Genomic DNA, 24,156 nt, shown 5'->3' on the forward strand with positions numbered 1-24,156 from the left:
GCCTGGGAATGCCGCCAGGAACCCGAATCGGGGGCCGACACGCACTTCCGCCCCATCTCCGGCGCGGCCCGCACCACCCACTACCTCTACGAACCGGGCAGCTTCGTGCCGCTGGCCCAGGCGGTGCGTCAAGGCTCGATCCGGCTGCACCGGCAACCGGTCTACGAGGGCGGCTACGACATCGACGAAGACCCGCTGTGGACGTACACCATCCCGCCGCAGCCGTTTGATGCGATGGCCTGGTATCAGTGCGACCACCTCGGCACGCCGCAGGAACTGACCGACGAGACAGGCGGAATCGCATGGAGCGTGCAGTACAAGGCGTGGGGCGCGGCGCAGGCGGTAATCTCGGACGCCGCCCGCAAGGCGGGGATCCAGAATCCGTTGCGATTCCAGGGGCAGTACTTCGATCATGAGACCGGGCTGCATTACAACCGGTATCGGTATTACGATCCGGCGAGCGGGCGGTTCATCTCGAAGGATCCTATCGGCTTCGCTGGCGGATTGAATGTCTTCCTGTATGGGCCGAATCCGACTGATTGGATTGACCCGCTGGGGCTGGAGCGCCTCAAGAATGCAATCGAGGGAGCACGAAGGGAAGACGTCTTTAACGCGTCGATGCGAATGAAGCATCCGAACGCAACCATCCAGTGTCAGTGCTATTTGCGAGACGCACAAGGAAAATCAGTGAAAGACCCACGCACAGGAGAACGCAGACGTATCGACACAGCAGTTATTGAAAATGGAAAAGCACTGACATTTGAGGTGACAAGTCCAACGGCTAATAAATTTGATCAATTGGCGAAGGAGAATAGAATTATCGAAAGTGGAGGTAAATATATTTCTGATCGGAAAACTAGAAAATTAATCCCGGTCATTGGTTTATCAAAAGTGGAGAGAATTGAATGACGGATAATGATTATACTGTTTGGAATATAGATTCATTATCGGATGCATATGCCGGCACCCCTGATCTCGCTGGTGCATTGACAGTGGCACTGGAGGCACTATTCACGTTCATGGAAAATGAAGGATTGCTTCTTTGTCGTGTCACCGACGACCGTGGCCGTATTGTCAAGCGACATATCATGGCAAGCGAACTAACAGACGAGGGGGATCAGCTCAGCAACGGCCCAAGAAACGCTGTGCATAGATGGCTTGGCTCCAAAGGAGTAACTAAGTCCCCCCCGGATCTAAAAATTCTAAAAAAGGAGCTGGCCAAAATGCGGGAAAAAAAATAGTCAAGCTAGCGCAATTGCAAAAGAGCGTAGCACTCTGGAGGTCTCTACGGACCCGGCTGCTTCGTGCCCCTGGCCCAGGCAGTGCACCACGGCTCGATCCGGCTCCACCGGCAACCCGTCTACGAGGGCGGCTACAACATCGACGAAGACCCGCTGTGGACGTACACGCTCCCGCCGCAACCGTTCGACGCGATGGCGTGGTACCAGTGCGACCACCTGGGCACGCCGCAGGAACTGACCGACGAGACAGGCGGAATCGCGTGGAGCGTGCAGTACAAGGCGTAGGGCGCGGCGCAGGCGGTAATCTCGGACGCCGCCCGCAAGGCGGGGATCCAGAATCCGTTGCGATTCCAGGGGCAGTACTTTGACCACGAGACGGGGCTGCATTACAACCGGTATCGGTATTACGATCCGGCGAGCGGGCGGTTCATCTCGAAGGATCCTATCGGCTTCGCTGGCGGATTGAATGTCTTCCTGTATGGGCCGAATCCGGTGGGGTGGGTGGACCCGCTGGGGTTGACGAAGAAATGTAAGGGCTGCGTACCACGCTGCAATGATGTTGCCTCGCAGGTGCCAAAAACTGCCGAAGAAATGGCTCAAGAACTTTCCAAGCAGATAAATCAGAACTCTGTTTCATTTTCCACGCCAAAAACACAGGGGCATATCGATTTACAGGGAAGTTCACATTACGACAAAGCCACAAATACGGTAATCCCGACCCCGCATGTTCAAACCAGGGACACTAATGTCGGGCCTAATGGTCAAATAACCACATCAAAGAAAACGGAAGTAACAAGACACGCTTCTAAGCGTGACATCCGTATCGCGAGGGAGCTGGCAAAGCGAAAAGGACTATGCAGATGAAAGATCTGATTGAGATGCTGCAAGAATGGTATAGCTCGGAGTGCAATGGGAGCTGGGAACATTCTTATGGAATAAATATATCTACCCTAGATAACCCCGGTTGGGCCGTTACCATAAACAAAGCTCTTTCCAAAGGGGAGCTTCAAATAAACATTGATCGTGATGAAGGTGATTGGATTCGTGTGATGGCAACAAAATCTAAATTTGAAGGATATGGCGGTCCTAAAAATCTGAGGGAATTGTTGGTATTAGCTTTTGAGTGGTTGGGGGAAAAAGAATAATACTCTGTGGATTGGGGAGCGGCGCAAGAGGTGATCGGTATTACGATCCTACGGCGGGGCGGTTCATTAGCAAGGAGCCGATTGGCTTCGCTGGCGGATTGAATGTCTATCCGAGCACCGGGAAAATCTCTCGAAATGTAGTAATACCCAAGCCAGGGGCGGAATGATGGATTCAAAAAAGCCATTTTCGACGAGTGGGGCATTTGGAAATGCCGCAAAAAAAGCGGGATTCAATGGCGCGGGAAATACTCGCTTTATCGAATATTCAAGCTACTGGGTAATAATAAACCGTCAAAAATCAGCTTATGGAAAGCAATTTTATGTAAATGTTGGGATTTTATTCAAAGAGCTGCTAGAGTATCCATTAAGCGTGGGGAATATTGGAATGGTTTTAAAAATGAAAAGCAGTATTGAGCCTCATGCTAGATGGAGGATTGAGCGATCTCCCGGAATGCCATCGGATATTGTCGAGCGCATAAATCGCAGTATTGAGGGAGAACAAATGAATGAACTTGAACTTGCTCTTTTTGAAACATTCAGCAGTCTGCTCGCGTTCCTGAGCCAGAATCACAATAGGTCGACCATTCGCAAGCTACACAGTGAAGGGCAACTTCCGGCGATTTTGCTGAAGGAAGTTTGATGGAGAGGATGTCTGCATTGCTGGTGCGTCCAAGTAAGTTGGGCTCTTGGGCCTGACCTGTCGTAGTCCGAAATAGTTTTGATGATTTTACAGAGGAATGAATTGAACGACTAAAACGGAAAGTAAGCGCATGGCTAGGATAAAAAAGCAGATAAAGATCCTCCAAATATGAAAATATTAGAGAAGGATCTTTCCAAGATTCGAGAGGGAAAGTAATCAACTGACGCAACCGGCGAGATCGGGTGGAGTGTGCAATACAAGGCGTGGGGGGTGGCGCAAGCGGTGATCTCCGACGCCGCACGCAAGGCCGAATCCAGAATCTGCCGCGGTTCTTCAGGGCCGCACTTCAATTGGTCGAAGAGTTCCTGCTTGTCAGCTATGAACGATTCAACCCTCCAATCCAACTACCATCACAATGACTGAAAATATCATCTGCCAGGGCGACTCAACCGACCACGGAGGTGTTGTCCTCGAAGGCTTCTCCAACACCGACCTGGATGGGCGCAAGATCGCCGGGCGAGGGCATATGGTGTCGTGCCCGAAATGCAGGGGTGTTTTTCCGATTGTCGAAGGGAACCAGCAGTACACCGTCGACGAAACGCCGGTGGCGCTGCATGGGATGAAGACGGCGTGTGGCGCCATATTGATCGCGGGTCGTACATCTGCTGAGGTTGGCAGTTGACGCTCGATGTTTCACTTGAAGCGCACGGTCTGTCACTGAAAGCCCACTGAAAGCAAACAGTCAGGCGCGGTTTTCAGCGGTCGCATAAAATGTCGGCTCTCTCCATCCGACACAAGAGCAGCGATCCCGCTCCCGGGGTCATCTGCCAGTCAGGCCAATCCAATGTCCGCTGCACCCAAGCTCGCCCCCGACACGTCGTCGAACCATGCGCCGGCCAACGTCCCCGTCATGCAGGTCATCTTCGGCCTGATGCTCGCCATTCTTCTCGGCGCGCTGGAGCAGTCGATCGTGGCGGTGGTGCTGCCCGATATCGCGCTGCAACTGAACGGGTTCGAGGACATGGCGTGGGTGATCTCCGCCTATCTGGTGGCGTCCACCGTGGTGACGCCGATCTACGGCAAGCTCTCCGACGTGCTGGGCCGCCGTGCAGTGCTCACGTTCGCCATCGTGCTGTTCCTGCTGGCGTCCGTTGCCTGCGCCATGGCCACGACCATGCCGATGCTGATTGCCGCGCGCATCCTGCAGGGGCTGGGCGGCGGCGGGCTGATTTCGGTTTCGCAGGCGACGATTGGCGACGTGGTGCCGCTGCGCGAGCGCGGACGCTACCAAGGCTACGTTAGTGGCGTGTGGGCCGTGGCCAGCATGGCCGGCCCGGTGCTGGGTGGCTATCTGGCGCACTTCCTGTCGTGGCGCTGGATCTTCTGGATCAACATTCCGTTGGCGCTGCTGGCGCTGGTGGTGGTGCGCCGCGCACTGCGCCATCTGCCGGTGAGCGGGCGCAAGCACCGGATCGACTATCTCGGCGCGTTGCTGTTCGGCGGCGGGCTGTCGGGCGTGCTGGTGTTCCTGACGCGGCTGGGGCAGGGCCATGCGCCGCTGGAGCCGCAGACCATCGGCCTGCTGGCGGCGGGGCTCGTCGGCATGGCGCTGTTCGTCTGGCAGGAGCGCCGCGCGGTGGACCCCGTGATTCCGCTGAACCTGCTGGCCGTGCCCACGGTGGCCATCTGCTGCCTGACGCTGTTCCTCTGTTTCTTCCAGTTGATTGCGATGTCGGTGCTGCTGCCGCTGCGCTTTCAGGTGGTGGGCGGCGCCCATGCCGATACTGCGGCGCTGCGACTCGTGCCGCTGACGCTGGCCATTCCGTTCGGCGCGTATATCTCCGGCCGGCTCATGACGTGGAGCGGGCGCTACAAGCCCATGCAGATGGCCGGTTCGCTGGTGGCGCCCGTGGCCATCGTGGCATTGGCCTTCACGCCACCCGATGCGGTGCTGCTGGCCGCCCTTGTGATGATCGTGCTTGGGCTGTCGATCGGGCTGCAACTCCCTGCGGGCCTGGTGGCCACGCAGAACTCGGTTCCGCATCACCAGATGGGGATCGCCACGGCACTCACGGCCTTCGCCCGTCTGCTGGGCGGCGCGGTGGGCGTGGCTGTGCTGACCACGGTGCTGATCGCGCTGCTGCGCCATAGCGGCGTGGCGGTGTCTGACCTGAAGGGCGGCGAGGATGTACTGATGAGCATGTTCCGCCGCGTGATGGGCGGAGGCGACCAGGCCGATGCGGCAGCGGTGCGTGTGGCGGCGGAACGCGCATTCCGCCTGCTGTTCCTGATGAGTGCAGGGGTCTCGCTGATCGCGCCGTTCTTCGTGGCACGCCTGCGCGAAACCACGCTGCGGGGCAGTGCCGTGCCGGCGCCGGCAGCGGCGGACTGAATCTAGCGCGGCTCGCGCGTCATCATGCGGCAGACCGCCGCCAGGGCCAGCAGATTGGGGTCGCGCTCGCGGCGGCGCAGGAAGCTCAGGCCGATGGTCTGCTTCATGCCGTAATCGGCGGTCAGCGGCACAAAGGCCACGTTGCGGGCCACCACGTCGCGCACGCGGCCCGGCAACAGCGTGTAGCCGATGCCGCCGCCCACGAGGTTCATCAACGAGAAGATGTCGCCCACCTTCATCACCACGTTCGGTGTGAAGTCGGCAATGCGGAACGCCTCGGCAAATCCGCTCGACGTCACGAATCCATCCCCCAGCGACACAAACGGCTCGTCACGGCACTGGCGCAGATCCACGGCATCCATGCGCGCGTAATCCGAATTGGCGGGGGCGGCAAAGAAGATGTCGTCCTCGAACATCGGAATCGATTCGATCTCCGGGCTTGGATCGGGCATGCCCATCAGCGTGGCGTCGATGGTGCCCTGACGCAGCTTGTCGAGCAGGTCCGCGTTGGAGCCGAGCACCAGTTCCGTCTGCAGTTCGGGCCGGCGCATCTTGATGCCGATCACCACCTGCGGCACGGTGCGTACCGTCAGCGAATAGAGCGAGCCGATCTTGAGCTGGTCTGCCGAGTAGCCGGCGGCCTCGCGCGTGATGCGCACGCCGTCGGCCATGGTCTTGAGCACGTCGCGCGCCACATCGGCCAGCACATGGGCCGCTTCGGTGGGCAGCAGGTTGCGTCCCTCGTGGCGGAACAGCGTGCAGCGCAATCCTTCCTCCAGCGAATGCAGGGCCCGGTGGATGCTGACCGTGCTGACCTCGAGCGCCTCGGCGGCCTTGGCCAGGTTGCCGGTTTCCATGAAGGCGAGCAGTGCCTCCAGCTTGCGGAAGGTGATGTCTTCGCTGATGCGTTCGGGCATGGGGGGCGCCTTGGGGAAGGCGGAAATGCGAACAGGCCACGATGATCGCACACCGTGGCCTGTCATGTCATAGCGAGGGGGCTGGCCTCATCGTCTTCATGCCTGCTGCAGGTCTCCTTGCATCGTGTCTTCGGTCGCTCCCTTCGTCTCCTCCACAGCTCCGCTGCGTTGCTGCTTTGCGGCGGCGCGCAGTTCCTCGGTCGTTGTGCCCTGGCCATCCGGCGCCCAGCCCGGGGGCATCGTCAGGTAGCCCATTGCGTGCCACGGCTTGCGGGAGTTGGCCATGTCGCGGAACAGGCTGACCCAGTGTTCGAACTGGTTGACGATCGGGTTGGCGGTAGTGGTCGGGTGAACCAGGCCGTAGCGAACCGGTTCTTCAGCGCGTTCTTCCACATAGGTGCCGAACAGGCGGTCGAAGATGATCAGCACACCGCCGTAGTTGGCGTCGAGGTAATCCAGGTTCGAGGCATGGTGCACACGGTGGGCCGACGGGGTGTTGAACACGTATTCGAACCAGCCAAGCTTCGGAATCCAGTCGTTATGGAGCCAGAACTGATAGAGCAGGTTGGCGGACAGCGTAGCCAGTACAACTTCGGGACGCACACCCAGCAGCACCAGCGGTGCGAAGAAGACGGCGCTGCCGGTGATCTTGCCGGTCCAGCCCAAACGATAGGCAGAGGCCAGGCTCATCTGGTTCGGCGAATGGTGCACGGCATGCGTGGCCCAGAAGAAACGGATGCGGTGCGAGGCGCGGTGATACCAGTAGTAGCAGAACTCTTGTCCGATGAAGAGCAGGAACACCATCAGCGCGCTGTTCAGCGTCACCGTGAACAGGCGGTGTTCCCAGGCCAGATGAAAGACCGGCGTGGCCAGCGACAGCGGCAGCAGCACGGAGAGCTTGCGGCCTGCGAGGTCGGCCAGCGACAGCCAGACTTCCTTCCACGAGTACGGGTTCTCGGTGCCCTGGCGGCGGCGCCAGAGGATGGCGGCTTCGACGAGCGATACGGTGACGATGAACGCTGTCACGGCGGTGGCGATGGTTCCGGTAGTCAACATGATTTTCCTCACGGTGTGTCTGCTTCTGTCTGGGGTGACGCGGTGTTGCTGCGTCGGTGAGGCAAATGTAGTGGGGCGACCGTCGGGCATCCAGTCATCAATTATGTCGTTCCATGTCACCGATTTTTCGTGACATATCCCGACATGATTTGCGGGGCGACAGCCGCCGATCCACGTCCTAGAGTTCAGCCCGTCGACGCGATACGCAGCGTCCCGAAGCAAACCGAACTCGAAGGACATCATCATGGCAAACCGAATCCTGATCGCCGCCGCCGGCTCCCTGCTCCTGCTGGTCAACGCTTCCGCGTTTGCCTGGAGCGGTGGCCACTTCAATGCCTATACCCCGCGAGGCACCTACAGTGGCGGCCACGCCATGTCGTGCGGCGGCGGTAGCTGCGGCCATGCTGGCGGCGTGGTCGGCCCCTACGGCGGACTGGCGACCAACACCGGCACCGTCACCCGCAATGCACCGGGACAGTTTTCGAATAGCGGCACCGCCGTGGGCCCGAACGGCCGCTCGGTGCAGCACGATGGCAGCACCAGCTGCGCAGGCGGCACTTGCAACCACACTGGCGACATGACCGGATCGAATGGCCACTCGGCCACGACCGATGGCAGCGTCACTCGGAACGGCGCCGGGCAGTACAACTCGTCGGGCACGGTCACGGCGGCCAACGGCAACAGCTACAACCATTCGGCTTCGACATCCTGCGCCGGCAACACATGTGACCGCTCCGGCACCGTCAACGGCAGCTATGGCGGCACCGTCACGCATTCGGGCAGTGCTACCCGTGTGTCGAGCGGTGTGGTGACCACCGGTGGCGGTACAACGGTCGTGCATGGCGCGACGGTGAGCACCGGCTCGACGGTCGTGGTGGGCGTGCCGCCGGTCTACGTACCGCCTCCGGCACCGATTGCCGTGGTAGCCCCGGTGCCTGCCGTCATGCCGCCGCCCCCGCCGCCGGTTGTAGTTGTGCCCGCGCCGGTGCCGGTGGCGCCCGTGGTGATCGCGCCGCCGCCGCCCGTCCGCGTGGCGCCGCTGCCGATGGTGGTGGTCACGGCACCGCGCCCGGTGTATGTCGCGCCGCGTCCCGCCTACGTCGTGCCCGGCCACTGGGTGGGTCGCGTCTGGGTGCCGACGCACTACGCCTGACCGATCCTTTCCTGTTTCCCTTTTTTCCTTTTTATCAACCGGCCGGCCCAACGTCGGCCAACCCACGGAGTTTCATCATGAAGAAGATGATGGCTGTACTTATCTTGTGTATTGTTTCTGCAGGCGCCAGCGCCCAGGGGATGCCGATGGCAGGCGGGGGCGACAAGTCGGTGCGCGCCGAGCAGGTGCTGACGCAATTGCAGGAACGCTTTGCCGTCGCCAACACCACGCGCGATGGCAAGCTGACCCGGGCGCAGGCACAGGCCGGCATGCCGATGGTGGCGCGTCATTTCGACGAGATCGATGCACAACGCGTTGGCTACATCACGCTGCCGCAGATCGAAGTCTTCATGGCCCAGCACATGAAGCAGCGTTGATGCGTCAAGCCCGCAACCGTGGAGGAACGGATGGAGCAGGCGAACCGGATTATCGTGCTCGACGACGAAGCGGAACTGCGCAATATGCTGCAGCGCTTCCTGACCGGCCATGGCTTCCAGGTACGCGCCGTGGCCGACGGCAAGCAGCTTGCCCGCTACATGCATCGCGAGCCGTACGACCTGCTTGTGCTGGACCTGATGATGGAAGCCGAGGATGGCCTGACCATTTGCCGAAAGCTGCGCGCAGAAGGCCAGACCATCCCCATCCTGATGCTGACCGCCAAGGGCGATCCAGCCGATCGCGTGGTCGGCCTCGATACCGGGGCCGATGACTACCTGGCCAAGCCTTTCCTGCCCGATGAACTCGTGGCACGCATCCGCGCCTTGCTGCGGCGCCAGAAAATCGCCGCAGGCGATCCCACCGTTTCCTCGCAGACCCTGAGTTTCGGGGCATTCCGCTTCGATGTGGGCAAACAGACGCTCACGCGCGATGGCGAGACCATCGAGGTGCACTCCGCCCAGATGCTGCTGCTCCATGCGCTGGGATCGTCGCCGAACCGCGCGGTGAGCCGCGAGAACCTGCTGGCACGCGCACGGGGCCGTGATCACGATGCGCTCGACCGCAGCATCGACGTGCAGATCCTGCGCTTGCGCCAGATCGTCGAGGAAGACCCGTCGAAGCCCCGCTTCATCAAGACGGTGTGGGGCGTGGGCTACATGCTCGTGGCGGGTGTGGAGGGATGATCCGAGCCTTGCTGCCGCGCTCGCTGCTGGCGCGCAATATCGCGCTGCTCGTGATCCTCGTGTTCGTCACGCAGGCGTGCTCGCTGTTCGTGCTGCTGCATTTCGTGCAGCGTCCGCGCGTGGAACGGGCAGCGAGCGTGTTCTCGCATTACGTCACGTTGATGGATAGCGCATTGACCGGGCTGCCACCGGAAGAGGGGCGCGCTGCATTGGCCCGCATCGGCGGACAATTCACGCCACCGCCTGACGAACCGACAGGTGCCGATGTGGCGCATCCGTTCCGCACCTGGCAACGCGATACCTTCATGCAGGCGCTGCGGCGCGACCTCTCGCGCGATACCGATGTGCGATGGCAGGGCAGTGCCGATCAGGAAAAGCTCTGGATCGGCGTACACGTAGCCGGTGCGCCGGCATGGATTGCCTTGCCGATGACTGCGGACTCGCAGGCCAGCGGTGTGACAGCCGCCATCGCGTTATCGGCGGGACTGGGTTTGCTTGCCGCGCTGGCGGGTTACCTGCTGCAGCGCCACATCAATCGCCCCTTGCGCGAACTGGAGCGCGCCACGCGTGACATCCACGCCGGCGATATCCCGGAGCCATTGCCCGTGGATGGGCCCACCGAAATCGCAGCGGTCAGCGTGGCGTTCAACGAGATGACCGAAGCACTCCAGCAGGCCGAGAAAACACGCGCGCTGATGCTCGCGGGCGTCTCGCACGACATCCGCACGCCGCTCACCAAGTTGCGGCTCGCGATGGCGATGGCCTTGCCGCGTGGCGCGGACGACGCGTTCGTGGCGTCCGTCGAAGGCTATCTCGATCACATCGACACCATCCTCCAGCAGTTCATGGACTACGCGGGCAGTGGCGAGCGGGAGACGCCGGAGCCGGGAGACCTCAACGCGTTGGTCGAACAACTGGCGGCGGATTTCGCGGGGCTTGGCCATGGCTTCGAACTTGACCTGCAGCCGCTGCGGCCCGTGCCGTATCGCCCGACCAGCATGTTGCGCATGTTGATGAACCTGATGCAGAACGCCATCCACTACGGCAAGACGGGATTGCTGGTGCGCACGTGGCAGGATGCGGCCAACGCGCACGTGGCGATCTGCGACCGTGGCAGCGGCATCAGCCTGGCCGAACTGGAGCAACTGCGCGCGCCGTTCAGCCGGGGCAGCAACACGCGTGGATCGAGCGGCACAGGGTTGGGTCTCGCCATCGTCGAGCGCATTGCAAGGCTGCACGGCGGGCAGCTCACGTTCCGCGCCAGGGAGGGCGGTGGCCTCGAAGTCGTGGTCTCGCTGCCTGCGTGAGCGCGTGAAACAAGCACATGAAGGGCCGTGACATTTCCCGACATAGTTGATGCCTGGCGTGTTGCACGCCCGTATCCAATACTGGGTCCTGCCCGGCACCGATATCCGGTGCCAACGAAACTCACCAAGGACCCATCATGCAAGCCACCCTCAAGACCATTGCCCGCCAAGCCAAGCTGACCGTCATCGCCGCACTCGCTGCGTCGTCGATGATGATGAGCGGCTGCGCCTCTGCCACGACGATGATTTCCGAGCCGCTCGCACCGGTCTCGGCCAGCGCCATCCACCCCGACATCGTCTATGTGCGCAACTTCGACACCACCGCTGCCAACGTGAAGACGGACACCACCGGTGTGGTCAAGCGCATCACCGCCATGGCCGAAGGCAGCAGCGCGGTCAATAGCGAAGACAAGGACACCACTGCAGCCCGCAACGCCACGGCTGACGAAATCGTGAAGCAGTTGCAGGCTAAGGGCCTGCACGCGGTGCGCATCGACGGCCCGGTGCCGACCGACGCCAATGCGCTCGTGGTGGAAGGCCGCTTCGAGAAGATCGACGAAGGCACGCAGCGCCGCCGCCTGCTGATCGGCCTGGGTGCCGGCAAGAGCGACGTGACCGCATCGGTGCAAGTGTCGTATCAACCCGCCCACGGCCAGCCAGTGCCGCTCGCCCTGTTCGAAACCCATGCCGATAGCGGCCATATGCCCGGCATGGCGGAAACGGCTGGCGTGGGCGCTCTGGCCGGTCACGCTGCTATCTCCGCAGGCGCGGATGTCGGCGTGCATGGCGCAACCGGCAGCCGCGACAGCGTCGGCGGCGAAGCCCGCCGTGTCGGCGACGCCGTGGCCAGGCAGGTCATGGCTGTGATCGACGGCCAGGGCGCCGTCAGCGCCCGCAGCTAAGCGCGACGCACTGTGGCGGGGTCCATGGCCTATGCAGTTTCGGATGGATCAGATACATTGACGCGATCCGATCTTCCGATCTGCTGGAAATGCCGTGAAACACTACACACGCGAAAACTTCCAACCGACGCACAGTGTGGGGTTCCATCTGAACCGGGCCCGTAACACCCTGTTGATGGAAATGGATGCGGCGCTGCGTCCGCTGGACATCACCGGGCAACAGATGGGCATCCTGCTGGCGCTGATGCGTGGCGCCGCCAGTACGCCACTGGAGATCAGCCGCGCACTGGGCATCGACACCGGCCTGATGACGCGGATGCTCGACAAGCTGGAGAACAAGGGCCTGCTCCAGCGTCAGCGCAGCGAAGAAGACCGGCGCGTGGTGCATCTGCTGCTGACCGACAAGGGCCGGTCCGTTGCGGGCACCATTCCCGAGATCGCGCCGCAGGTGCTGAATCACCGCCTGCGGCATTTCTCGCCCGAGGAGTTCCGCGAATTCCTGCGGCTGCTTCAGAAGTTTACGGACGGCGCGGCTGGCTGACTGGTTTGCGCGCCACGAAGTCCGCCGCAAACGCCACCGCCATCGCCACTGCCCCGCAGGTAAAGATTAACGCGTAGTTTTCGTGGGTATGCGAAAACAGATACGCATATCCGTAACCGCCGATGGCCTGAAAGAGCGCGAACGATGCCGTGGCCCGGCTCCATGCGGCACGCTGCGCGACGGGATCGTGCGGCATCATGTCCTGCAGCTTTCCCAACACCATCGGCACGATGCCCGGTGTGAACGCGCCGAGCAGGATCGTTGCGATCCACAGCGCTACGGTGTGATGTGACACCGCCAGCAGCCCCACGGCAAAACCCTGCAGCACCATGGCGATGCGATAGCCATTGCGGTAACCCACCCGGCCCCCCAGCCAACTGCTGACCAGCGGCCCGGCGATGGCGGCCACGCCATACAGCACCCAATAGCCCGATCCCACGGAAGCACCTTGCCCGAGGCCACGCGCCACGTAGTCCACCAGCAGCACCATCGCGGGCACCAGTCCGAGCGCATTGGCGGCGTACTGGACGTAGATCACACGCAGCGCCTGCTTGTGCGACGCCAGCGCCTGATCGGCGGCGTGATGCCCTGCGGCCGTTGCCGCCGGCATGCCTGGAGGCGTGTCGCTGGCGGGCCAGCCGAGCCAGCTGATAGCGGTCAGCACCAGCGACACGGCACCGAGGCCGATCCACGTCGCGCGCAGTCCGAGCCTGAGCAACTCCGGCACCAGCGTGCCCGACGCGGCGATGCCGAGTCCCAGACCAAGGAAGATCAGGCCGCTCACAAAGGCGCGGCGTGGCGGCGCGATATGCGGCAGGATCGCCGTGGCCACCAGCACCATGATCGCGCCACCCGCCAGTCCGGACAGGAAGCGCCAGAAGAAGAACCAGCTCACCGAGAGCGGCATCGCGCAGGCAAAGAAGGCGGCCGTGGCAGCCACCATGAGCCAGCGCAACGCGTGCCGGTTCGACATCCGCGCAGCCAGCGGCCGACCCAGCAGGGCGCCGGCCAGGTATCCCGCAAAGTTGGCCGCGCCGAGCGTGACTGCATCGGAGGCGCTGAACCAATGCGCCTGGATCAGCGCCGGAATCAGCGGCGTGTACGCAAAGCGGGCCAGGCCAATGGCAACCAGACTGGCGCAGAGACCGGCCAGCGCGGCATGCAGCGCACTGCGGTCGAGGGCATCGTCAGCGGCAACCTTCCGTACGCTGGGTGGCGCGGCAGCGGCATCTTGTGACATGGGGGCGTTCCTTGTTGTCGATGTCCTGCTTTGGCAGGACGAGCGATACCGCCGCGCTGCGAGTGGCGCGTGTCGGATATCGGGAATTCGGGGGTATCGACGGCGGCGTGGCCGCTATCGGTCAGTGTGGCCCGTGCAGTGTGGCGCGCAAACCGAGCAGGCCGAGCGCGGGCCGCACCGAGGCTTCGAACAATGCGCGCTCGGGCATCACACGGGCCAGCACGCGCATGCCCACCTGAATCGATAACAGCATCGCGGCGATGTCATCCGCATCATGGTGCGCAGCAATGCTGCCGTCCGCTTGCGCCGCCCGCACCAGCCGGCTGAAGAAGTCACGCAGCAACGTCAGCTCCAGCGTCACGGCGGCTTGCATCTCGGGGTCTTCAGGCGAAGCTTCCAGCGCCGTATTGATCAGCATGCAGCCCCGATGCGGCAACTCGTTCGCACCACGCTCGATGCTTTCCGCAAAGAACTGCTCCAGCGCCTGCGCCGGGGCATAGCCGGATTCGATCCGCGCAATGCGCTCGCGCAGGGAACGGTTCAGGTAATCGTCCAGCGCCTGCATGAACAACTGGCGCTTGTCGCCAAACGCGTTGTAGAGGCTTGGCTGCGTCAGGCCCATGGCCTGCGTCAACTCGCGCGTGGACGTGGCCTGATAACCCTTGGCCCAGAACGTCTCCTGGGCCGCGGCCAAAGCGGTGTGGGCATCAAACTGCCGGGGGCGAGCCATGACGATCCTCGTTTTGTATCGATCGGTATGAAACCATGGGCGGAATTATAGATCGATCGCTACAAAACGCAATGTCCCTGTTGGGAGAGGGGGTCATGCGCGCGCAATTTCATGCCGCGCAGGGGGTGGAAATAGCCGTTCTTTTAAATGTGGCGTGACGTATTTGAAACCTGCGACAAAGGTAGTACCGTGCCACGCGCAATGAGAGTTCGCCGCCACGCAATGGGCGTGGCCGCGCTGTTAGCCACGTGATGCATGGGAGCCGGAGATGGTTGCAAGCAAGAACGGAGGGAAGCAGATTGTCAGGCGTTATGGAATTCGAAGAGGCGACCGTACCACTGCGGGTGGCGTGGTCGAAGGGGGCACCGCTGGCGCAGAGCTCGGTGGCAGGTTGCAGGCATTCGAGCACGATCCGGTCTGGTGTCCTCGTTGCAAGTCGATGGGACGAATCGTCTGCACCGGACCACGCATTCCGGCGAAAGGACCCGATGGCCGGGAAGCGGCGCTGAGTGAGGACTGGTGCGTTTGCGGCTGCGAACGGACCCCGCTTCTGGTGGCCTCGCAGTTCGACGCTTACGTCGAAGTCTGAGCCGGTGGCCACTTGGGCGGGCCACCGGTTCCTTGATTACCCCAATCCAAACACGAGCTGGCGCTCCGCCACGGCATTGCCCAAGGCACGATCATGCGTCACCAGCATCAACGCGCAGCCGCGCTCGGTGGTGACATCCACAATCAGGTCGATGACCTCTTTCTGCGTGACCGGATCGAGGCGCGAGGTGGGTTCGTCCGCGAACAGGAAGACGGGGTCGAGCAGCAGGGCGCGTAGCAGTGCGAAGCGCTGCAACTCTCCACCCGACACCGCGCCCGGCAGCCGCGTCAGCAAGACGGGCCGCAGCCGCAGGCGCTGCATCAGCGGTGCGATGCGGGCCGGGTCCACGCGGTGGCGCCGGCACAGGTCGTCGAGCGCGTGTCCCAGTGTGCGGCGTGGGGCGAAGGCGGCGGTGGGGTCCTGGTACAGCTTCTGATAGCGCACGCGCGCCACGTTCCCGGGTTGGTTCACGTGGCCCGCATCGGCCTGGATGAGTCCCAGCAGGATGTTCCCGAGCGTGGACTTGCCGCTGCCGCTTGGGCCGGTCACGGCCACACGCTCGCCAGCGTGCAGCGAGAGATCCAACTGGCGAAACAGCTTCTGCGCGCCGAACCGCTTGGCCAGCCCCGTGGCGCGAATCACCTCGTCGCCAGTGGCTGCCGCAGGCTTGCGCGGCCAGTTCAGGGGATCTGCGGCGATCAGCGTGCGCGTGTAGTCGTGCTGGGGCTGCGCCAGCAATGTATCGGCGCTGGCCTGCTCCACGATGGTGCCGTCCCGCATGACGGCCACCTCGCCGCCCAGCGCGCGAGCCACGGCGATATCGTGCGTGATGGTGAGCACGGCGCAGCCCTGGCGCATGGCGTCCTGGAGCTGCGCGACGATGGCGTCGCGCCAGTGCGGGTCGAGTCCCTTGGTCGGTTCATCCACGATCAGCACCGGCGCGCTGCCTGCGCGCGTGATGGCCAGTGCCACGCGCTGCGCCATGCCGCCAGAGAGCGTCGATGGCCACGCGTTGGCGGCGTGGGAGAGGCCCAGCGCGCCAAGATCCTTCAGGGTGTGTTGCCAAGCCTCGGTGCGTGGCTTGCCGCCGACGAGCGCATGCGTCTCGGACAGTTGATGGCCGACACGCATCGTGGGATCGAGCGCCAGCGAGGGCTCCTGCGGCAGCAGGGCCAGCGCGCGGCCCCAGTGTTGCCGGCGCGCGCGGACATCGCCAGCATCGGAGGATTCGCGCCCCACCACGATGCGTCCGGCGGCACGCAGTCCGCGTGGCAGCGTGCCGAGGATGGCTTGTGCAAGCAGGCTCTTTCCCGCGCCGCTCTCGCCGAGCAGGGTCAGTGCGCGGCCGGGCAACAGCGAGAACGAGACGGGGCCGACCAGGCGACCGTCGACGCTGGAGATGTCGAGCTGGTCGACACGGAGAAGGGGCTGGGTGTCGGGCATCATGCGTGGCGCCTTTGCATGGCATCGCTCAATAGCACCAGTGCCAGCGTCGCGAGGGTCAGGACGACGATCGGGCTGGCGATGATCCACGGGGCTTCGGCGGCATAGGGCAGCAGTTCGGTCATCATCAATCCCAGTTCGGCAGCGGGCGGCTGTGCGCCGAGCCCAACGAAACCCATCGCCGCCAGGGCGAGCACTGCCGCGCTGGCGCCGAAGCTCATCAGCGTGGCCAGCAGCGGAAGCAATTCGGGCAATACGTGTCGCCAGAGCACATAGCCGGGGCCGAAGCCAAGCAATCGCGCCGCCTCCACATGACCGCTCGCGAACACGACGCTGGCCGTGGCCTGCGTGACGCGGAAATACTCGACCCACAGCACCAGCGACAGGCCAACATAGAGCGGCCAGAATGCGCCGGGCGCAAAGGCGCTGAGCAACAGCACCAGCAGCAGGCCGGGCAGCGCGAGCACCGAATCGGCCACCGTGCCGATCAGCCGTGCGGTCCAGCCGCCGCGCCATGCGGCGAGCAGGCCGAGCAGCGTGCCCGGAATCGCGGCGGTCAGTACGCTGATCAAGGCAAGGCCGAGCGACAACCGCGTGGCATCGGCCAGCCGCGCCAGCATGCTGCGGCCCAGGTGATCGGTGCCGAGGGGTTCGTGCAGCCCCGGCGCCTGCAGCACGCCGTACAGATCCTGTTCGAACGGGGCGCGCCCGGCCATCCACGGGCCCGCGAGTGCAAACAGCGCGATCAGCAGGAGCAGCGCGAGTCCCAGACCCTGGCGATCGAACTGAAAAAATCGACGATTCATCGACGTCCCCTTGCCAGCCGCACGCGCGGATCGATCCACGCGCAGGCGAGGTCCACCAGCGTGTTCAGTGCCACGAACATCAATCCCATGACCAGTGCGGTGCCCTGGATCATCGGTACGTCGCGTCCGAAGATCGCGTGTACCAGTGCGTGGCCGATGCCGGGCCACGCGAATAGCGTTTCAATCACGACTACACCTTCGACGAGATAGACGAGCTGGACGCCGAGATACGCCACCAGCGGAATGGCCGCGTTGCGCACGCCGTGCCGCAGCAGCGCTTGTCCATCTGTCAGACCCTTGACCCGCGCAAACGCAAAGTAGGGCGCTTCCGCCACCGACGCCATGGCGTTGCGTGCCACGCGCATCGACGTGGCGGCCAACCCAAGGCCCAGCGTCAGCGCTGGCATCAGCAGCGCGCCGTGTACATGGTGGCCGCCGGCCGGCATCAGGTTCCATTCGATGGCGAGCACCGTCACCAGCACGATGCCGAGCACGAACGGCGGCATGGCGCGTAGCAGGACCGACGCCACCAGCGTGCCGCGATCGAGTGCACCGCCGGCCCGCAGCCCTGCGGCGAAACCCAGCGGCACGGCAATCGCGCATGACACGGCAAGCGCCGCCACGGCGAGCCGCAGCGTGTGGCCGAGTTGATGGACGATCTCGTCGATGACGGGCGCACCCGTGACGGACGACAGGCCGAGGTCGAACTGCAGCAGGTGGTGCCACCAACGTAGCAATGCATCGGTCCACGGCAGGGCAAGGCCGAGTTCGGCGCGAACGGCTTCCGCGGCAGCGGCGCTGACCATGTCGAAGCCATAGCGCGCGGCGGCCACGCGAAACGCGGTATCGCCGGGCAGCATCCGCATCATCAGGAAGCTCAGCGTGCCAACCAGCGCCGCCACGACCAGCGCCTGCAGGCCGCGTTGCAGCAGGATGCGGCCCACGAGGCTGGTCGTGCGCCAGCGCAGCGGCGTGTGCTGGACGGGAGATGCCGCCAGCGGCAAGGATGGTTCGTTCATGGATTCGCTCATGAATGCCAGTGCATTTGTGTCAGCCGGTAGCTGCGTTCGAACGGATCGATCGAGACGCCACCGAGCCTGGGCGAGGCCGCCAGGGTTTGGCGATACCAGACCACGGGGATCAGCGGCAGGTCGCGCTGCAGCGTGGCGGCGATCTGGCGACGCAGCCGGCCGCGCAGTTGGCCACCGTCCGCGTCAGCGGGAGTGGATGGCAGTGCGGCCAGCGCGCGGGTCACAGCCGGATCGGCCCAGCCCATCGCGCCCCAGTCACCTCCCTTGTTCCCGTTCGGCGGAAAGTCCTGCGAGACGGTGCCGAATGCATCGGGCACCACGCCGTAGTTGCGTGACATCAGGCCGATGTCGAGCGAGCCGTCGCGATGCGCGAACGGGATATCGCCCGAGTTGCCCACGGCCACGCGCATCGCGATACCCACCTGCCGGAACTGCTCCTGAAGTGCCGTGGCGATGACGGGCAGCTCAGGGCGATCCGGGAAGGTGCGCAGCGTGATCGCGAAGCGTGCATCGCCGCGACGCAGGATGCCATCGGCGCCCGGTTGCCAGCCCGACTGGGCGAGCAGGGCGCGCGCGGTGGCGCGGTCGAAGTGCAGCGGCGGCAGTGCATCGTCATGCCAGCCAGTCAGCGACGGCGGAAACAGTTGCGTGGCCGCCAGCGCCGGATCACGGAGGATGGCCGTGGCGATGCCGCGCCGGTCGATGGCGAGCGACAACGCGCGGCGCACTGCGACATCGGCGAGAAACGGATGGCCGGCGTTGACCTTGAGCGCCGTCGTGCGCGGAATGGTCACTGCGTGCAGGCGCACGTTGGGACTCGTCGCCAGCCGCGCGATGCTGCCGGGATCAAGCCCGTAGGCAAGTTCCGCCTGTCCGCCCTCGGCCATCAGCGCGCGCATCTCGGCGCGGCCCACGGACAGGTACGAGGCGCGCCGTATTGCCGGGGCCATGCCGCGCCAGCCATCGAACGCGGCAATCGAAAAACGCTGCGGCGGCTCGAGATCGACGATGCGATAGGGACCGGAGCCGATGATCGCGCGTACATTGCCATCGGGAGCGAACGAGGCGGGCGCCAGCACCTGCGCGCTGCTGTGCGAGAGCAGGGCGAGCAGCGGTGTGAAGGGGCGCGTCAGTACGATGCGGATGCCGTCGGGCTCCGCACCGATGTCTGCGATCGGCGCCACGCGCAGCATCCCCGCCGCATGGCGAGCGCGTTCGAGTGCCGCCACCACATGCGCGGGACGCACCGGTGTGCCATCGTGAAAGCGCGCGCCGGGCTGCAGCGTGAAGCGCCATGTCAGTTGATCGGCCGATAGCTGCCATCGCGCGGCGAGGGCGGGCGTCGGCAGTCCATCCGCATCGAAATCGACAAGTGTCTCCGTAACCTGCATGCGCGAGAACAGGTAACCGTTGCGCAACGGATCGAGCGAGGACAATTCCCATGGGCCGATCACGCGCACGGCGCGCTCGCCGGCTTCCGTCGATGCGGGTGCGGAAGTGTGTGCCATCAGCGGCAGCGCAGGCGCTGCAGCGGCTGCCCCGGCAGCCAGCAGCAACCGGCGCCGTTGTGAAGAGAGAACCTTTGCCACGGTCAATAGCTCAGTTGCAGGCCGAGCCGCACCGTGCGTCCGGCGCCCGGCATGATCCAGACATTGCTGGCGGCGCTGGCGTAGTAGGTGCGGTCGAACAGGTTGTCGACGTTGAGCGCCACGCGCACGGTCTTGCTGTATTGCCAGTAGGCAAAGGCGTCCGCCAGCGTGTAGGCGGGCAGCGAGAAGCTGTCCTGCGCGTCGCCGCCGCGCGTGCCCACGTAGCGCACCCCGGCGCCCAGGCCATAGCGCTGGCCGATGGGCGCCTGGTCCTCGAAGATCGCCATCAGGCTGCCGCTGGTGCGCGGTACGTTGGCCAGCGGCGTGCCGGCGGCCAGCCGGGTGTCCTGTGTGACTTCGGCATCGGTGTACGCGAAGTTCCCGGTCACGCGCCAGTGGGTGCCGATGCGGCCAGCCACGTCGAGTTCCACGCCCCGGCTGCGCGCTTCGCCGGCTGCGCGCAGGAACGAGGGGTTCGACGGATCGGTGGTCAGCACATTGCGCTTGCGGATCTCGAACACGGCCAGCGTGGCAGTGGTGCGATGGTCCGGGCTTTCGTACTTTGCGCCTGCTTCCACGGCGCGGCCATGCTCGGGCGAGAACGCATTGGCATTGGCATCGCTGCCCGGGTTCGGACGGAACGACTTGCCTGCGTTGGCGAACAGCGAAACCGTCGGCGTGGCGAGGTAGGTCACACCCAGCCGTGGCGAGACGGCAGTCTGGTGCTGGCTGGTGCTGGCGCCGGAGAGTCGATTGTCGAGCGACTGGTTGTAGATGTCGAAGCGCGCGCCGGCCAGCACGCGCCAGCGCTCGCCCAGCCGCAACTGGTCTTGCGCATAGAGGCCGACGTTGGTCTGGCGCTCGTAGGTATTGGTGTTGGGCAGCAGCGTGGGCGGGGTCTGTCCGTAGACCGGATCGTAGATGTCGATGGCGTACGGCGCAGCGGCGGTGGGGTTGCGGCGCAGCATGACTTGCGACACGCCGAAGCGGTAGGTATCCACGCCCAGCAGCACCTCGTGGCCGATGGCGCCCGTGTTGAACTTGCCCGCGATATCGGCCTGCAGGGAGACATCGTCGGACTGGAAGTCGCGATAGCGCCGCTGGCGGGTCAGCGTGCGGCCATCGGCCTGCAGCGCGGTCGCTTCAGTGGAGTAGCCTTCGAGCGAACCGCCGCGATAGGCCACGGCGACGCGCCCCTTCCACGTATCGGAGAAATCATGCTCGACGGAGAGTTGGTGCGACTGGCTGTCGAGGCGGATGTCGCCATCGTTCGGCTCGCCCAGGAAGCGCGAGCGCGGCACGGCGCCGAGCCGGCCGTTCACGGCCACCACGCCCCGGTCCAGCGGCACGGTATAGCGCTGGATCTCGCCCGCATACTGGATCACCGTATTGGCGCCGAGCGCCCAGGTGAACGAGGGCGCCAGCAGGAAGCGGCGACTGTTCACGAAATCGCGCGTGCTGCCTTCGTGGTCGGCCACGGCAACCAGGCGGCCCGCCACGTTGTCGGAGAGGGCGCCCGTGACATCTGCCGAGACCCGGTACTTGTCGCGCGTGCCAACCTCGAAGCCATACGTTTGTGACGGCTTGAATTGCGGTTGCTTGGTGACGACATTGATCACGCCACCGGGGTCGCCGCTGCCGTAGACCGACGAGGCTGGCCCTTTGAGCACTTCCACGCGCTCGATGGTGGCGGTGTCGCGCGGCGCGGTAAAACCGCGGTTGGCGGCGAAGCCGTTGACCAGATATCCCGCGCCGGTGTTCTCGTTGCCGGTGAAACCACGGATCGAGAAGTTGTCCCAGAGTCCGCCGTAGTTACCTTGACGCGCCACGCCGCTCACGTAGTCAAAGGTGTCATCGAGTCGCGTGGCCGCGATGTCGTCGATCAGTGCGCGCGGTACGACCTGTACCGAGAGCGGCACTTCGCGCAATGGCGTCTCGGTGCGCGTGGCGCCCGTGGCATAGGGGGCTGGCGCATGGCCGCGCACGGAAACTTCAGGGAGGGTCTGGTCGTCGGCGGCGTTGGCAAAAGCGGTGGCGGCAAACAGGAAAGCAGGCGTGAAACGGCGTCCGGACATGAATGGGGGCGAGCGGAAATAGGGCGGGCTTATTGCAACAGGGTTGCATTATAGCGAGCCTTCCGCGCCACACCATTACATTTTTGCGACAAGCTGTCCGCGCCCTGCCGCACTACCCCATCAACGCCGACAAATCCTTCGCCGCAGCCTTTACCTCTTTCTCGGCCCGCTCGCGCAGCGCGCCATCGGCTTCGAACCGTTGCTGCGGCCCCGCCACGCTGATCGCGGCGATGATGTTGCCTTGTGCGTCACGCACTGGCGCCGCGCAGGAGTCGATGCCCGGCTCGAAGGCCGAGAAACTCCACGCGCAGCCGCGTTCGTGGTCGGCGGCCAGGATTTCGGCAAGGCGCCGATGGGTGCCCGCGCTCTGCCCCGTGACGGTGGGCAGGGGATCGGGACCAAGGCGCTCGCGCAGTTCTTCCGGCGACAGATGGGCGATCAGCATGCGCCCCGGCGTGGTCAGATGGGCTGGCACGCGGCTGCCTACCTGGATATTGCTGACGAGCCCGGTGTTGGGCATCTCGCGCAGTAGATAAAGAACGTGACCGCCGTCGGGTACGGCGAGGTAGGCCGATAGCTGCAGCGATTCGCTGAGCCGCGCGAGGATGCGCCGTGCAAACGACGTGAGGTCGTTGGCCGCCAGCGCGCGTGACGCGAGCTTCAGGAAAGAAAAACCCACGGTATGCCCGCCCTGCGGCAGCCGCTCGACCATGCCCTCGTGTTCGAGCGTGGCGAGCAGCCGCATCACCGTGACGCGGTTCACGTCGATGCGCCGGCCCACTTCGCTGAGGTTGGCCGTGGAGCCGCCCTCGGCGATAAAGCGCAGCAGGCGCATGCCCCGGATGACGGGGGATACCAACTGCGGGTTTGCGCCATCGTCGGCGTCCGGATCGGCAACGTCAGGTTCGGGCAGCGGCTTGGGCTTCGGCATTCGCAAACGGGCAGTCAGGGGAGTTCACTCAGGAGGGACCTGGACGCTTACTGAAGCGGCGCGGTCCAGGCGTTGTAATCGTACACCCAGTCGGCATTGCCGCCGGCCTTGAGCCACTCGTTGCCGCGCGAGCCGATCTGGATGCGGCTGGTGCGTTCGTGGCGCGCGGCCTGATAGCGGGCCAGTGCGGCGGGCACGGCGTCCGAGGTGGCCTCGGCCAGGCAGCGCGCCAACACCACGCCATCCTCGATGGCCATGCCCGCGCCCTGTGCCATGAACGGCATCATCGGGTGGCAGGCGTCGCCCATCAGCGCGATATGGCCGGACGACCACGACGGCAGCGGATCGCGCACGTACAACGCGGAGATCAGCACGTCGTCGCAGGCATCGAGCAAGGCGCGTGCATCGGGATGAAATCCGGCATAGGCGGCGCGCAGGTCTTCGACGCGGCCCGGCGTGGTCCACGACTCGTTGCGCCAGCTATCTTGTGCCACGGTGGCGAAGACGAAGATCTCGCGGCCACGGTTCAGCGGAAAGGTCACGATCTGGCTGGTGGATTCCGGACCCCACCACTTCGTGAACGCGCCGATGTTCGGCACGCCGGCCAACTTCTCGGCGGGCACCACGGCGCGGTAGGCCACTACGCCAGTGAAGATGGGATGCTCGTCGCCGAGCAGCGCGCGGCGCACCACCGAGTGGATGCCATCGGCCCCGATCAGCACGTCAACGTCCTGCTGGCTGCCATCGGCAAACGTGAGCGTGGCGCCTTGATCTCGTGCCGTGATCGCGGTGGCCTTGTGGCCGAGCTTCACGTTGGCCGCTGGCACGGCAGCTTCCAGCGCAGACATCAGGTCGCCCCGGTGCATGGTCAGTTGCGGCGCGCCGTAGCGGCGCTCGGCTTCGTCGGACATCCGCAGGCGCGAGGTTTCCTCGCCGGAATCCCAGGTGCGGCTGATGCGGTGCGTGGGCCTTGCAGCGGTGTCGCGGAGCGCCTCGCCAATGCCAAGCCCATCGAGGGCGCGCACGGCGTTGGGTGTCAGGTTGATGTCGGCGCCCACACGCGCAAAGCGCGCCGCCTGCTCGAACACCACTACATCCATGCCGAGGCGGCGCATGGCGATGGCCGCAGCCAACCCGCCGATGCCGGCACCGTTGATACCAATCTTTCCTGAAAACATGGGGCGCTCCTCTTTCCGACTCGATTTATGTATGTTCAAAAATGAACGATAAGTTCATAAAAAGAATATCCATGGCGAGAGGCTTTCGTCAAGCGGAGGGGGCGCCGCATCGTCGTTTCCGGGCAGGGT

The 24,156-nt window shown here is 64.1% G+C and carries 27 protein-coding genes; 16 read left to right on the top strand and 11 right to left on the bottom strand.

Annotation, left to right across the window (positions count from 1 at the left end):
- From FFS21_RS18850 to FFS21_RS18885, 9 genes are all read left to right on the top strand, one after another.
- Positions 1-909, top strand: a 909-nt coding sequence (locus FFS21_RS18850; protein ID WP_212745251.1) for an RHS repeat domain-containing protein, incomplete at its 5' end; no start/stop codon positions are given.
- Positions 906-1,241, top strand: coding sequence for a hypothetical protein (locus FFS21_RS18855; protein ID WP_137926305.1), 336 nt, complete (start codon positions 906-908; stop codon positions 1,239-1,241). The genes FFS21_RS18850 and FFS21_RS18855, both read left to right, overlap by 4 nt.
- A gap of 63 nt (positions 1,242-1,304) precedes the next feature.
- A complete protein-coding gene (locus tag FFS21_RS32935) occupies positions 1,305-1,526 on the top strand; it encodes an RHS domain-containing protein (RefSeq protein ID WP_370459343.1) in 222 nt (73 codons plus the stop codon).
- A gap of 57 nt (positions 1,527-1,583) precedes the next feature.
- Entirely contained in the window at positions 1,584-2,105 is a 522-nt protein-coding gene (locus FFS21_RS32940) for an RHS repeat-associated core domain-containing protein (RefSeq protein ID WP_370459342.1), read from the top strand.
- Positions 2,102-2,386: an immunity 53 family protein gene (locus FFS21_RS18865; protein ID WP_137926306.1), complete on the top strand. Its 285-nt coding sequence runs from the start codon at positions 2,102-2,104 to the stop codon at positions 2,384-2,386. Before FFS21_RS32940 ends, FFS21_RS18865 begins: the two co-directional genes overlap by 4 nt.
- Positions 2,365-2,553: an RHS repeat-associated core domain-containing protein gene (locus FFS21_RS32945; RefSeq protein WP_137926307.1), complete on the top strand. Its 189-nt coding sequence runs from the start codon at positions 2,365-2,367 to the stop codon at positions 2,551-2,553. Before FFS21_RS18865 ends, FFS21_RS32945 begins: the two co-directional genes overlap by 22 nt.
- Entirely contained in the window at positions 2,550-3,026 is a 477-nt protein-coding gene (locus FFS21_RS18875) for a DUF4304 domain-containing protein (protein WP_137926308.1), read from the top strand. The genes FFS21_RS32945 and FFS21_RS18875 overlap by 4 nt, the downstream gene beginning before the upstream one ends.
- A 415-nt stretch (positions 3,027-3,441) precedes the next feature.
- Positions 3,442-3,708 (top strand): PAAR domain-containing protein, encoded by a 267-nt coding sequence (locus tag FFS21_RS18880; RefSeq protein ID WP_137926309.1) that lies wholly within the window; start codon positions 3,442-3,444, stop codon positions 3,706-3,708.
- Between the two features lie 162 nt (positions 3,709-3,870).
- Positions 3,871-5,418: an MDR family MFS transporter gene (locus FFS21_RS18885; RefSeq protein ID WP_249359490.1), complete on the top strand. Its 1,548-nt coding sequence runs from the start codon at positions 3,871-3,873 to the stop codon at positions 5,416-5,418.
- Positions 5,419-5,420: 2 nt separating this feature from the next.
- Here the strand turns inward: FFS21_RS18885 and FFS21_RS18890 are convergent, their stop codons facing one another.
- Together FFS21_RS18890 and FFS21_RS18895 are read right to left on the bottom strand one after the other, a co-directional pair.
- Positions 5,421-6,335: a LysR family transcriptional regulator gene (locus tag FFS21_RS18890; protein WP_137926310.1), complete on the bottom strand. Its 915-nt coding sequence runs from the start codon at positions 6,333-6,335 to the stop codon at positions 5,421-5,423.
- Positions 6,336-6,431: 96 nt separating this feature from the next.
- Complete coding sequence (locus tag FFS21_RS18895; RefSeq protein ID WP_137926311.1) at positions 6,432-7,391, bottom strand: sterol desaturase family protein; 960 nt, start codon at positions 7,389-7,391, stop codon at positions 6,432-6,434.
- A 244-nt stretch (positions 7,392-7,635) separates the two neighbouring features.
- Here FFS21_RS18895 and FFS21_RS18900 point away from each other — a divergent pair, with 244 nt between their 5' ends.
- From FFS21_RS18900 to FFS21_RS18925, 6 genes are all read left to right on the top strand, one after another.
- On the top strand, positions 7,636-8,544 hold the full coding sequence (locus FFS21_RS18900; protein ID WP_137926312.1) for a PXPV repeat protein: 909 nt from the start codon (positions 7,636-7,638) through the stop codon (positions 8,542-8,544).
- A 77-nt stretch (positions 8,545-8,621) separates the two neighbouring features.
- A complete protein-coding gene (locus tag FFS21_RS18905; protein ID WP_137926313.1) occupies positions 8,622-8,921 on the top strand; it encodes an EF-hand domain-containing protein in 300 nt (99 codons plus the stop codon).
- A 30-nt stretch (positions 8,922-8,951) separates the two neighbouring features.
- Positions 8,952-9,665, top strand: a complete 714-nt coding sequence (locus tag FFS21_RS18910) for a response regulator (RefSeq protein ID WP_137926314.1) — start codon at positions 8,952-8,954, stop codon at positions 9,663-9,665.
- Positions 9,665-10,972, top strand: coding sequence for an ATP-binding protein (locus FFS21_RS18915; protein ID WP_137926350.1), 1,308 nt, complete (start codon positions 9,665-9,667; stop codon positions 10,970-10,972). Before FFS21_RS18910 ends, FFS21_RS18915 begins: the two co-directional genes overlap by 1 nt.
- Positions 10,973-11,109: 137 nt before the next feature.
- A complete protein-coding gene (locus FFS21_RS18920; protein WP_137926315.1) occupies positions 11,110-11,874 on the top strand; it encodes a DUF4410 domain-containing protein in 765 nt (254 codons plus the stop codon).
- Between the two features lie 94 nt (positions 11,875-11,968).
- Positions 11,969-12,415, top strand: a complete 447-nt coding sequence (locus FFS21_RS18925; protein WP_137926316.1) for a MarR family winged helix-turn-helix transcriptional regulator — start codon at positions 11,969-11,971, stop codon at positions 12,413-12,415.
- Here the strand turns inward: FFS21_RS18925 and FFS21_RS18930 are convergent.
- Positions 12,393-13,655 carry a YbfB/YjiJ family MFS transporter gene (locus tag FFS21_RS18930; protein ID WP_137926317.1) on the bottom strand — a complete coding sequence of 421 codons (1,263 nt, stop codon included), beginning with the start codon at positions 13,653-13,655 and terminating at the stop codon, positions 12,393-12,395. The two genes, FFS21_RS18925 and FFS21_RS18930, sit on opposite strands and share 23 nt — an antisense overlap.
- A 121-nt stretch (positions 13,656-13,776) precedes the next feature.
- Positions 13,777-14,385 (bottom strand): TetR/AcrR family transcriptional regulator, encoded by a 609-nt coding sequence (locus FFS21_RS18935; protein WP_137926318.1) that lies wholly within the window; start codon positions 14,383-14,385, stop codon positions 13,777-13,779.
- Positions 14,386-14,653: 268 nt separating this feature from the next.
- Between FFS21_RS18935 and FFS21_RS18940 the strand changes: the two genes are divergently transcribed.
- Positions 14,654-14,974: a PAAR domain-containing protein gene (locus FFS21_RS18940; RefSeq protein WP_137926319.1), complete on the top strand. Its 321-nt coding sequence runs from the start codon at positions 14,654-14,656 to the stop codon at positions 14,972-14,974.
- A gap of 36 nt (positions 14,975-15,010) precedes the next feature.
- On the opposite strand, the gene FFS21_RS18945 is transcribed toward FFS21_RS18940, so the two are convergent.
- The 7 genes from FFS21_RS18945 to FFS21_RS18975 form a co-directional block, all read right to left on the bottom strand.
- Complete coding sequence (locus FFS21_RS18945; protein WP_249359491.1) at positions 15,011-16,420, bottom strand: ABC transporter ATP-binding protein; 1,410 nt, start codon at positions 16,418-16,420, stop codon at positions 15,011-15,013.
- Entirely contained in the window at positions 16,417-17,223 is an 807-nt protein-coding gene (locus FFS21_RS18950; RefSeq protein ID WP_137926320.1) for an ABC transporter permease, read from the bottom strand. The genes FFS21_RS18945 and FFS21_RS18950 overlap by 4 nt, the downstream gene beginning before the upstream one ends.
- Positions 17,220-18,242: an ABC transporter permease gene (locus FFS21_RS18955; RefSeq protein WP_171020445.1), complete on the bottom strand. Its 1,023-nt coding sequence runs from the start codon at positions 18,240-18,242 to the stop codon at positions 17,220-17,222. The genes FFS21_RS18950 and FFS21_RS18955 overlap by 4 nt, the downstream gene beginning before the upstream one ends.
- Positions 18,243-18,250: 8 nt before the next feature.
- Entirely contained in the window at positions 18,251-19,843 is a 1,593-nt protein-coding gene (locus FFS21_RS18960) for an ABC transporter substrate-binding protein (RefSeq protein ID WP_249359492.1), read from the bottom strand.
- Between the two features lie 2 nt (positions 19,844-19,845).
- A complete protein-coding gene (locus FFS21_RS18965) occupies positions 19,846-21,918 on the bottom strand; it encodes a TonB-dependent siderophore receptor (RefSeq protein ID WP_137926321.1) in 2,073 nt (690 codons plus the stop codon).
- Between the two features lie 112 nt (positions 21,919-22,030).
- Positions 22,031-22,849, bottom strand: coding sequence for an IclR family transcriptional regulator (locus tag FFS21_RS18970; RefSeq protein WP_137926322.1), 819 nt, complete (start codon positions 22,847-22,849; stop codon positions 22,031-22,033).
- A 47-nt stretch (positions 22,850-22,896) separates the two neighbouring features.
- Positions 22,897-24,027 carry an FAD-dependent monooxygenase gene (locus FFS21_RS18975; RefSeq protein WP_137926323.1) on the bottom strand — a complete coding sequence of 377 codons (1,131 nt, stop codon included), beginning with the start codon at positions 24,025-24,027 and terminating at the stop codon, positions 22,897-22,899.
- Between the last annotated feature and the right edge of the window lie 129 nt (positions 24,028-24,156).

This window comes from Cupriavidus sp. 2SB (genome assembly GCF_005503625.1).
In the GTDB taxonomy this organism is placed as follows: Bacteria; Pseudomonadota; Gammaproteobacteria; order Burkholderiales; family Burkholderiaceae; genus Cupriavidus.

Bases quoted from the DNA above. Each gene is read 5' to 3' on its own strand.
- FFS21_RS18855 (WP_137926305.1), top strand. From the start codon at position 906: ATGACGGATAATGATTATACTGTTTGGAATATAGATTCATTATCGGAT.
- FFS21_RS18865 (WP_137926306.1), top strand. From the start codon at position 2,102: ATGAAAGATCTGATTGAGATGCTGCAAGAATGGTATAGCTCGGAGTGC.
- FFS21_RS18875 (WP_137926308.1), top strand. From the start codon at position 2,550: ATGATGGATTCAAAAAAGCCATTTTCGACGAGTGGGGCATTTGGAAAT.
- FFS21_RS18880 (WP_137926309.1), top strand. From the start codon at position 3,442: ATGACTGAAAATATCATCTGCCAGGGCGACTCAACCGACCACGGAGGT.
- FFS21_RS18885 (WP_249359490.1), top strand. From the start codon at position 3,871: ATGTCCGCTGCACCCAAGCTCGCCCCCGACACGTCGTCGAACCATGCG.
- FFS21_RS18890 (WP_137926310.1), bottom strand. From the start codon at position 6,335: ATGCCCGAACGCATCAGCGAAGACATCACCTTCCGCAAGCTGGAGGCA.
- FFS21_RS18895 (WP_137926311.1), bottom strand. From the start codon at position 7,391: ATGTTGACTACCGGAACCATCGCCACCGCCGTGACAGCGTTCATCGTC.
- FFS21_RS18900 (WP_137926312.1), top strand. From the start codon at position 7,636: ATGGCAAACCGAATCCTGATCGCCGCCGCCGGCTCCCTGCTCCTGCTG.
- FFS21_RS18905 (WP_137926313.1), top strand. From the start codon at position 8,622: ATGAAGAAGATGATGGCTGTACTTATCTTGTGTATTGTTTCTGCAGGC.
- FFS21_RS18910 (WP_137926314.1), top strand. From the start codon at position 8,952: ATGGAGCAGGCGAACCGGATTATCGTGCTCGACGACGAAGCGGAACTG.
- FFS21_RS18920 (WP_137926315.1), top strand. From the start codon at position 11,110: ATGCAAGCCACCCTCAAGACCATTGCCCGCCAAGCCAAGCTGACCGTC.
- FFS21_RS18930 (WP_137926317.1), bottom strand. From the start codon at position 13,655: ATGTCACAAGATGCCGCTGCCGCGCCACCCAGCGTACGGAAGGTTGCC.
- FFS21_RS18935 (WP_137926318.1), bottom strand. From the start codon at position 14,385: ATGGCTCGCCCCCGGCAGTTTGATGCCCACACCGCTTTGGCCGCGGCC.
- FFS21_RS18940 (WP_137926319.1), top strand. From the start codon at position 14,654: ATGGTTGCAAGCAAGAACGGAGGGAAGCAGATTGTCAGGCGTTATGGA.
- FFS21_RS18945 (WP_249359491.1), bottom strand. From the start codon at position 16,420: ATGATGCCCGACACCCAGCCCCTTCTCCGTGTCGACCAGCTCGACATC.
- FFS21_RS18950 (WP_137926320.1), bottom strand. From the start codon at position 17,223: ATGAATCGTCGATTTTTTCAGTTCGATCGCCAGGGTCTGGGACTCGCG.
- FFS21_RS18955 (WP_171020445.1), bottom strand. From the start codon at position 18,242: ATGAACGAACCATCCTTGCCGCTGGCGGCATCTCCCGTCCAGCACACG.
- FFS21_RS18965 (WP_137926321.1), bottom strand. From the start codon at position 21,918: ATGTCCGGACGCCGTTTCACGCCTGCTTTCCTGTTTGCCGCCACCGCT.
- FFS21_RS18970 (WP_137926322.1), bottom strand. From the start codon at position 22,849: ATGCCGAAGCCCAAGCCGCTGCCCGAACCTGACGTTGCCGATCCGGAC.
- FFS21_RS18975 (WP_137926323.1), bottom strand. From the start codon at position 24,027: ATGTTTTCAGGAAAGATTGGTATCAACGGTGCCGGCATCGGCGGGTTG.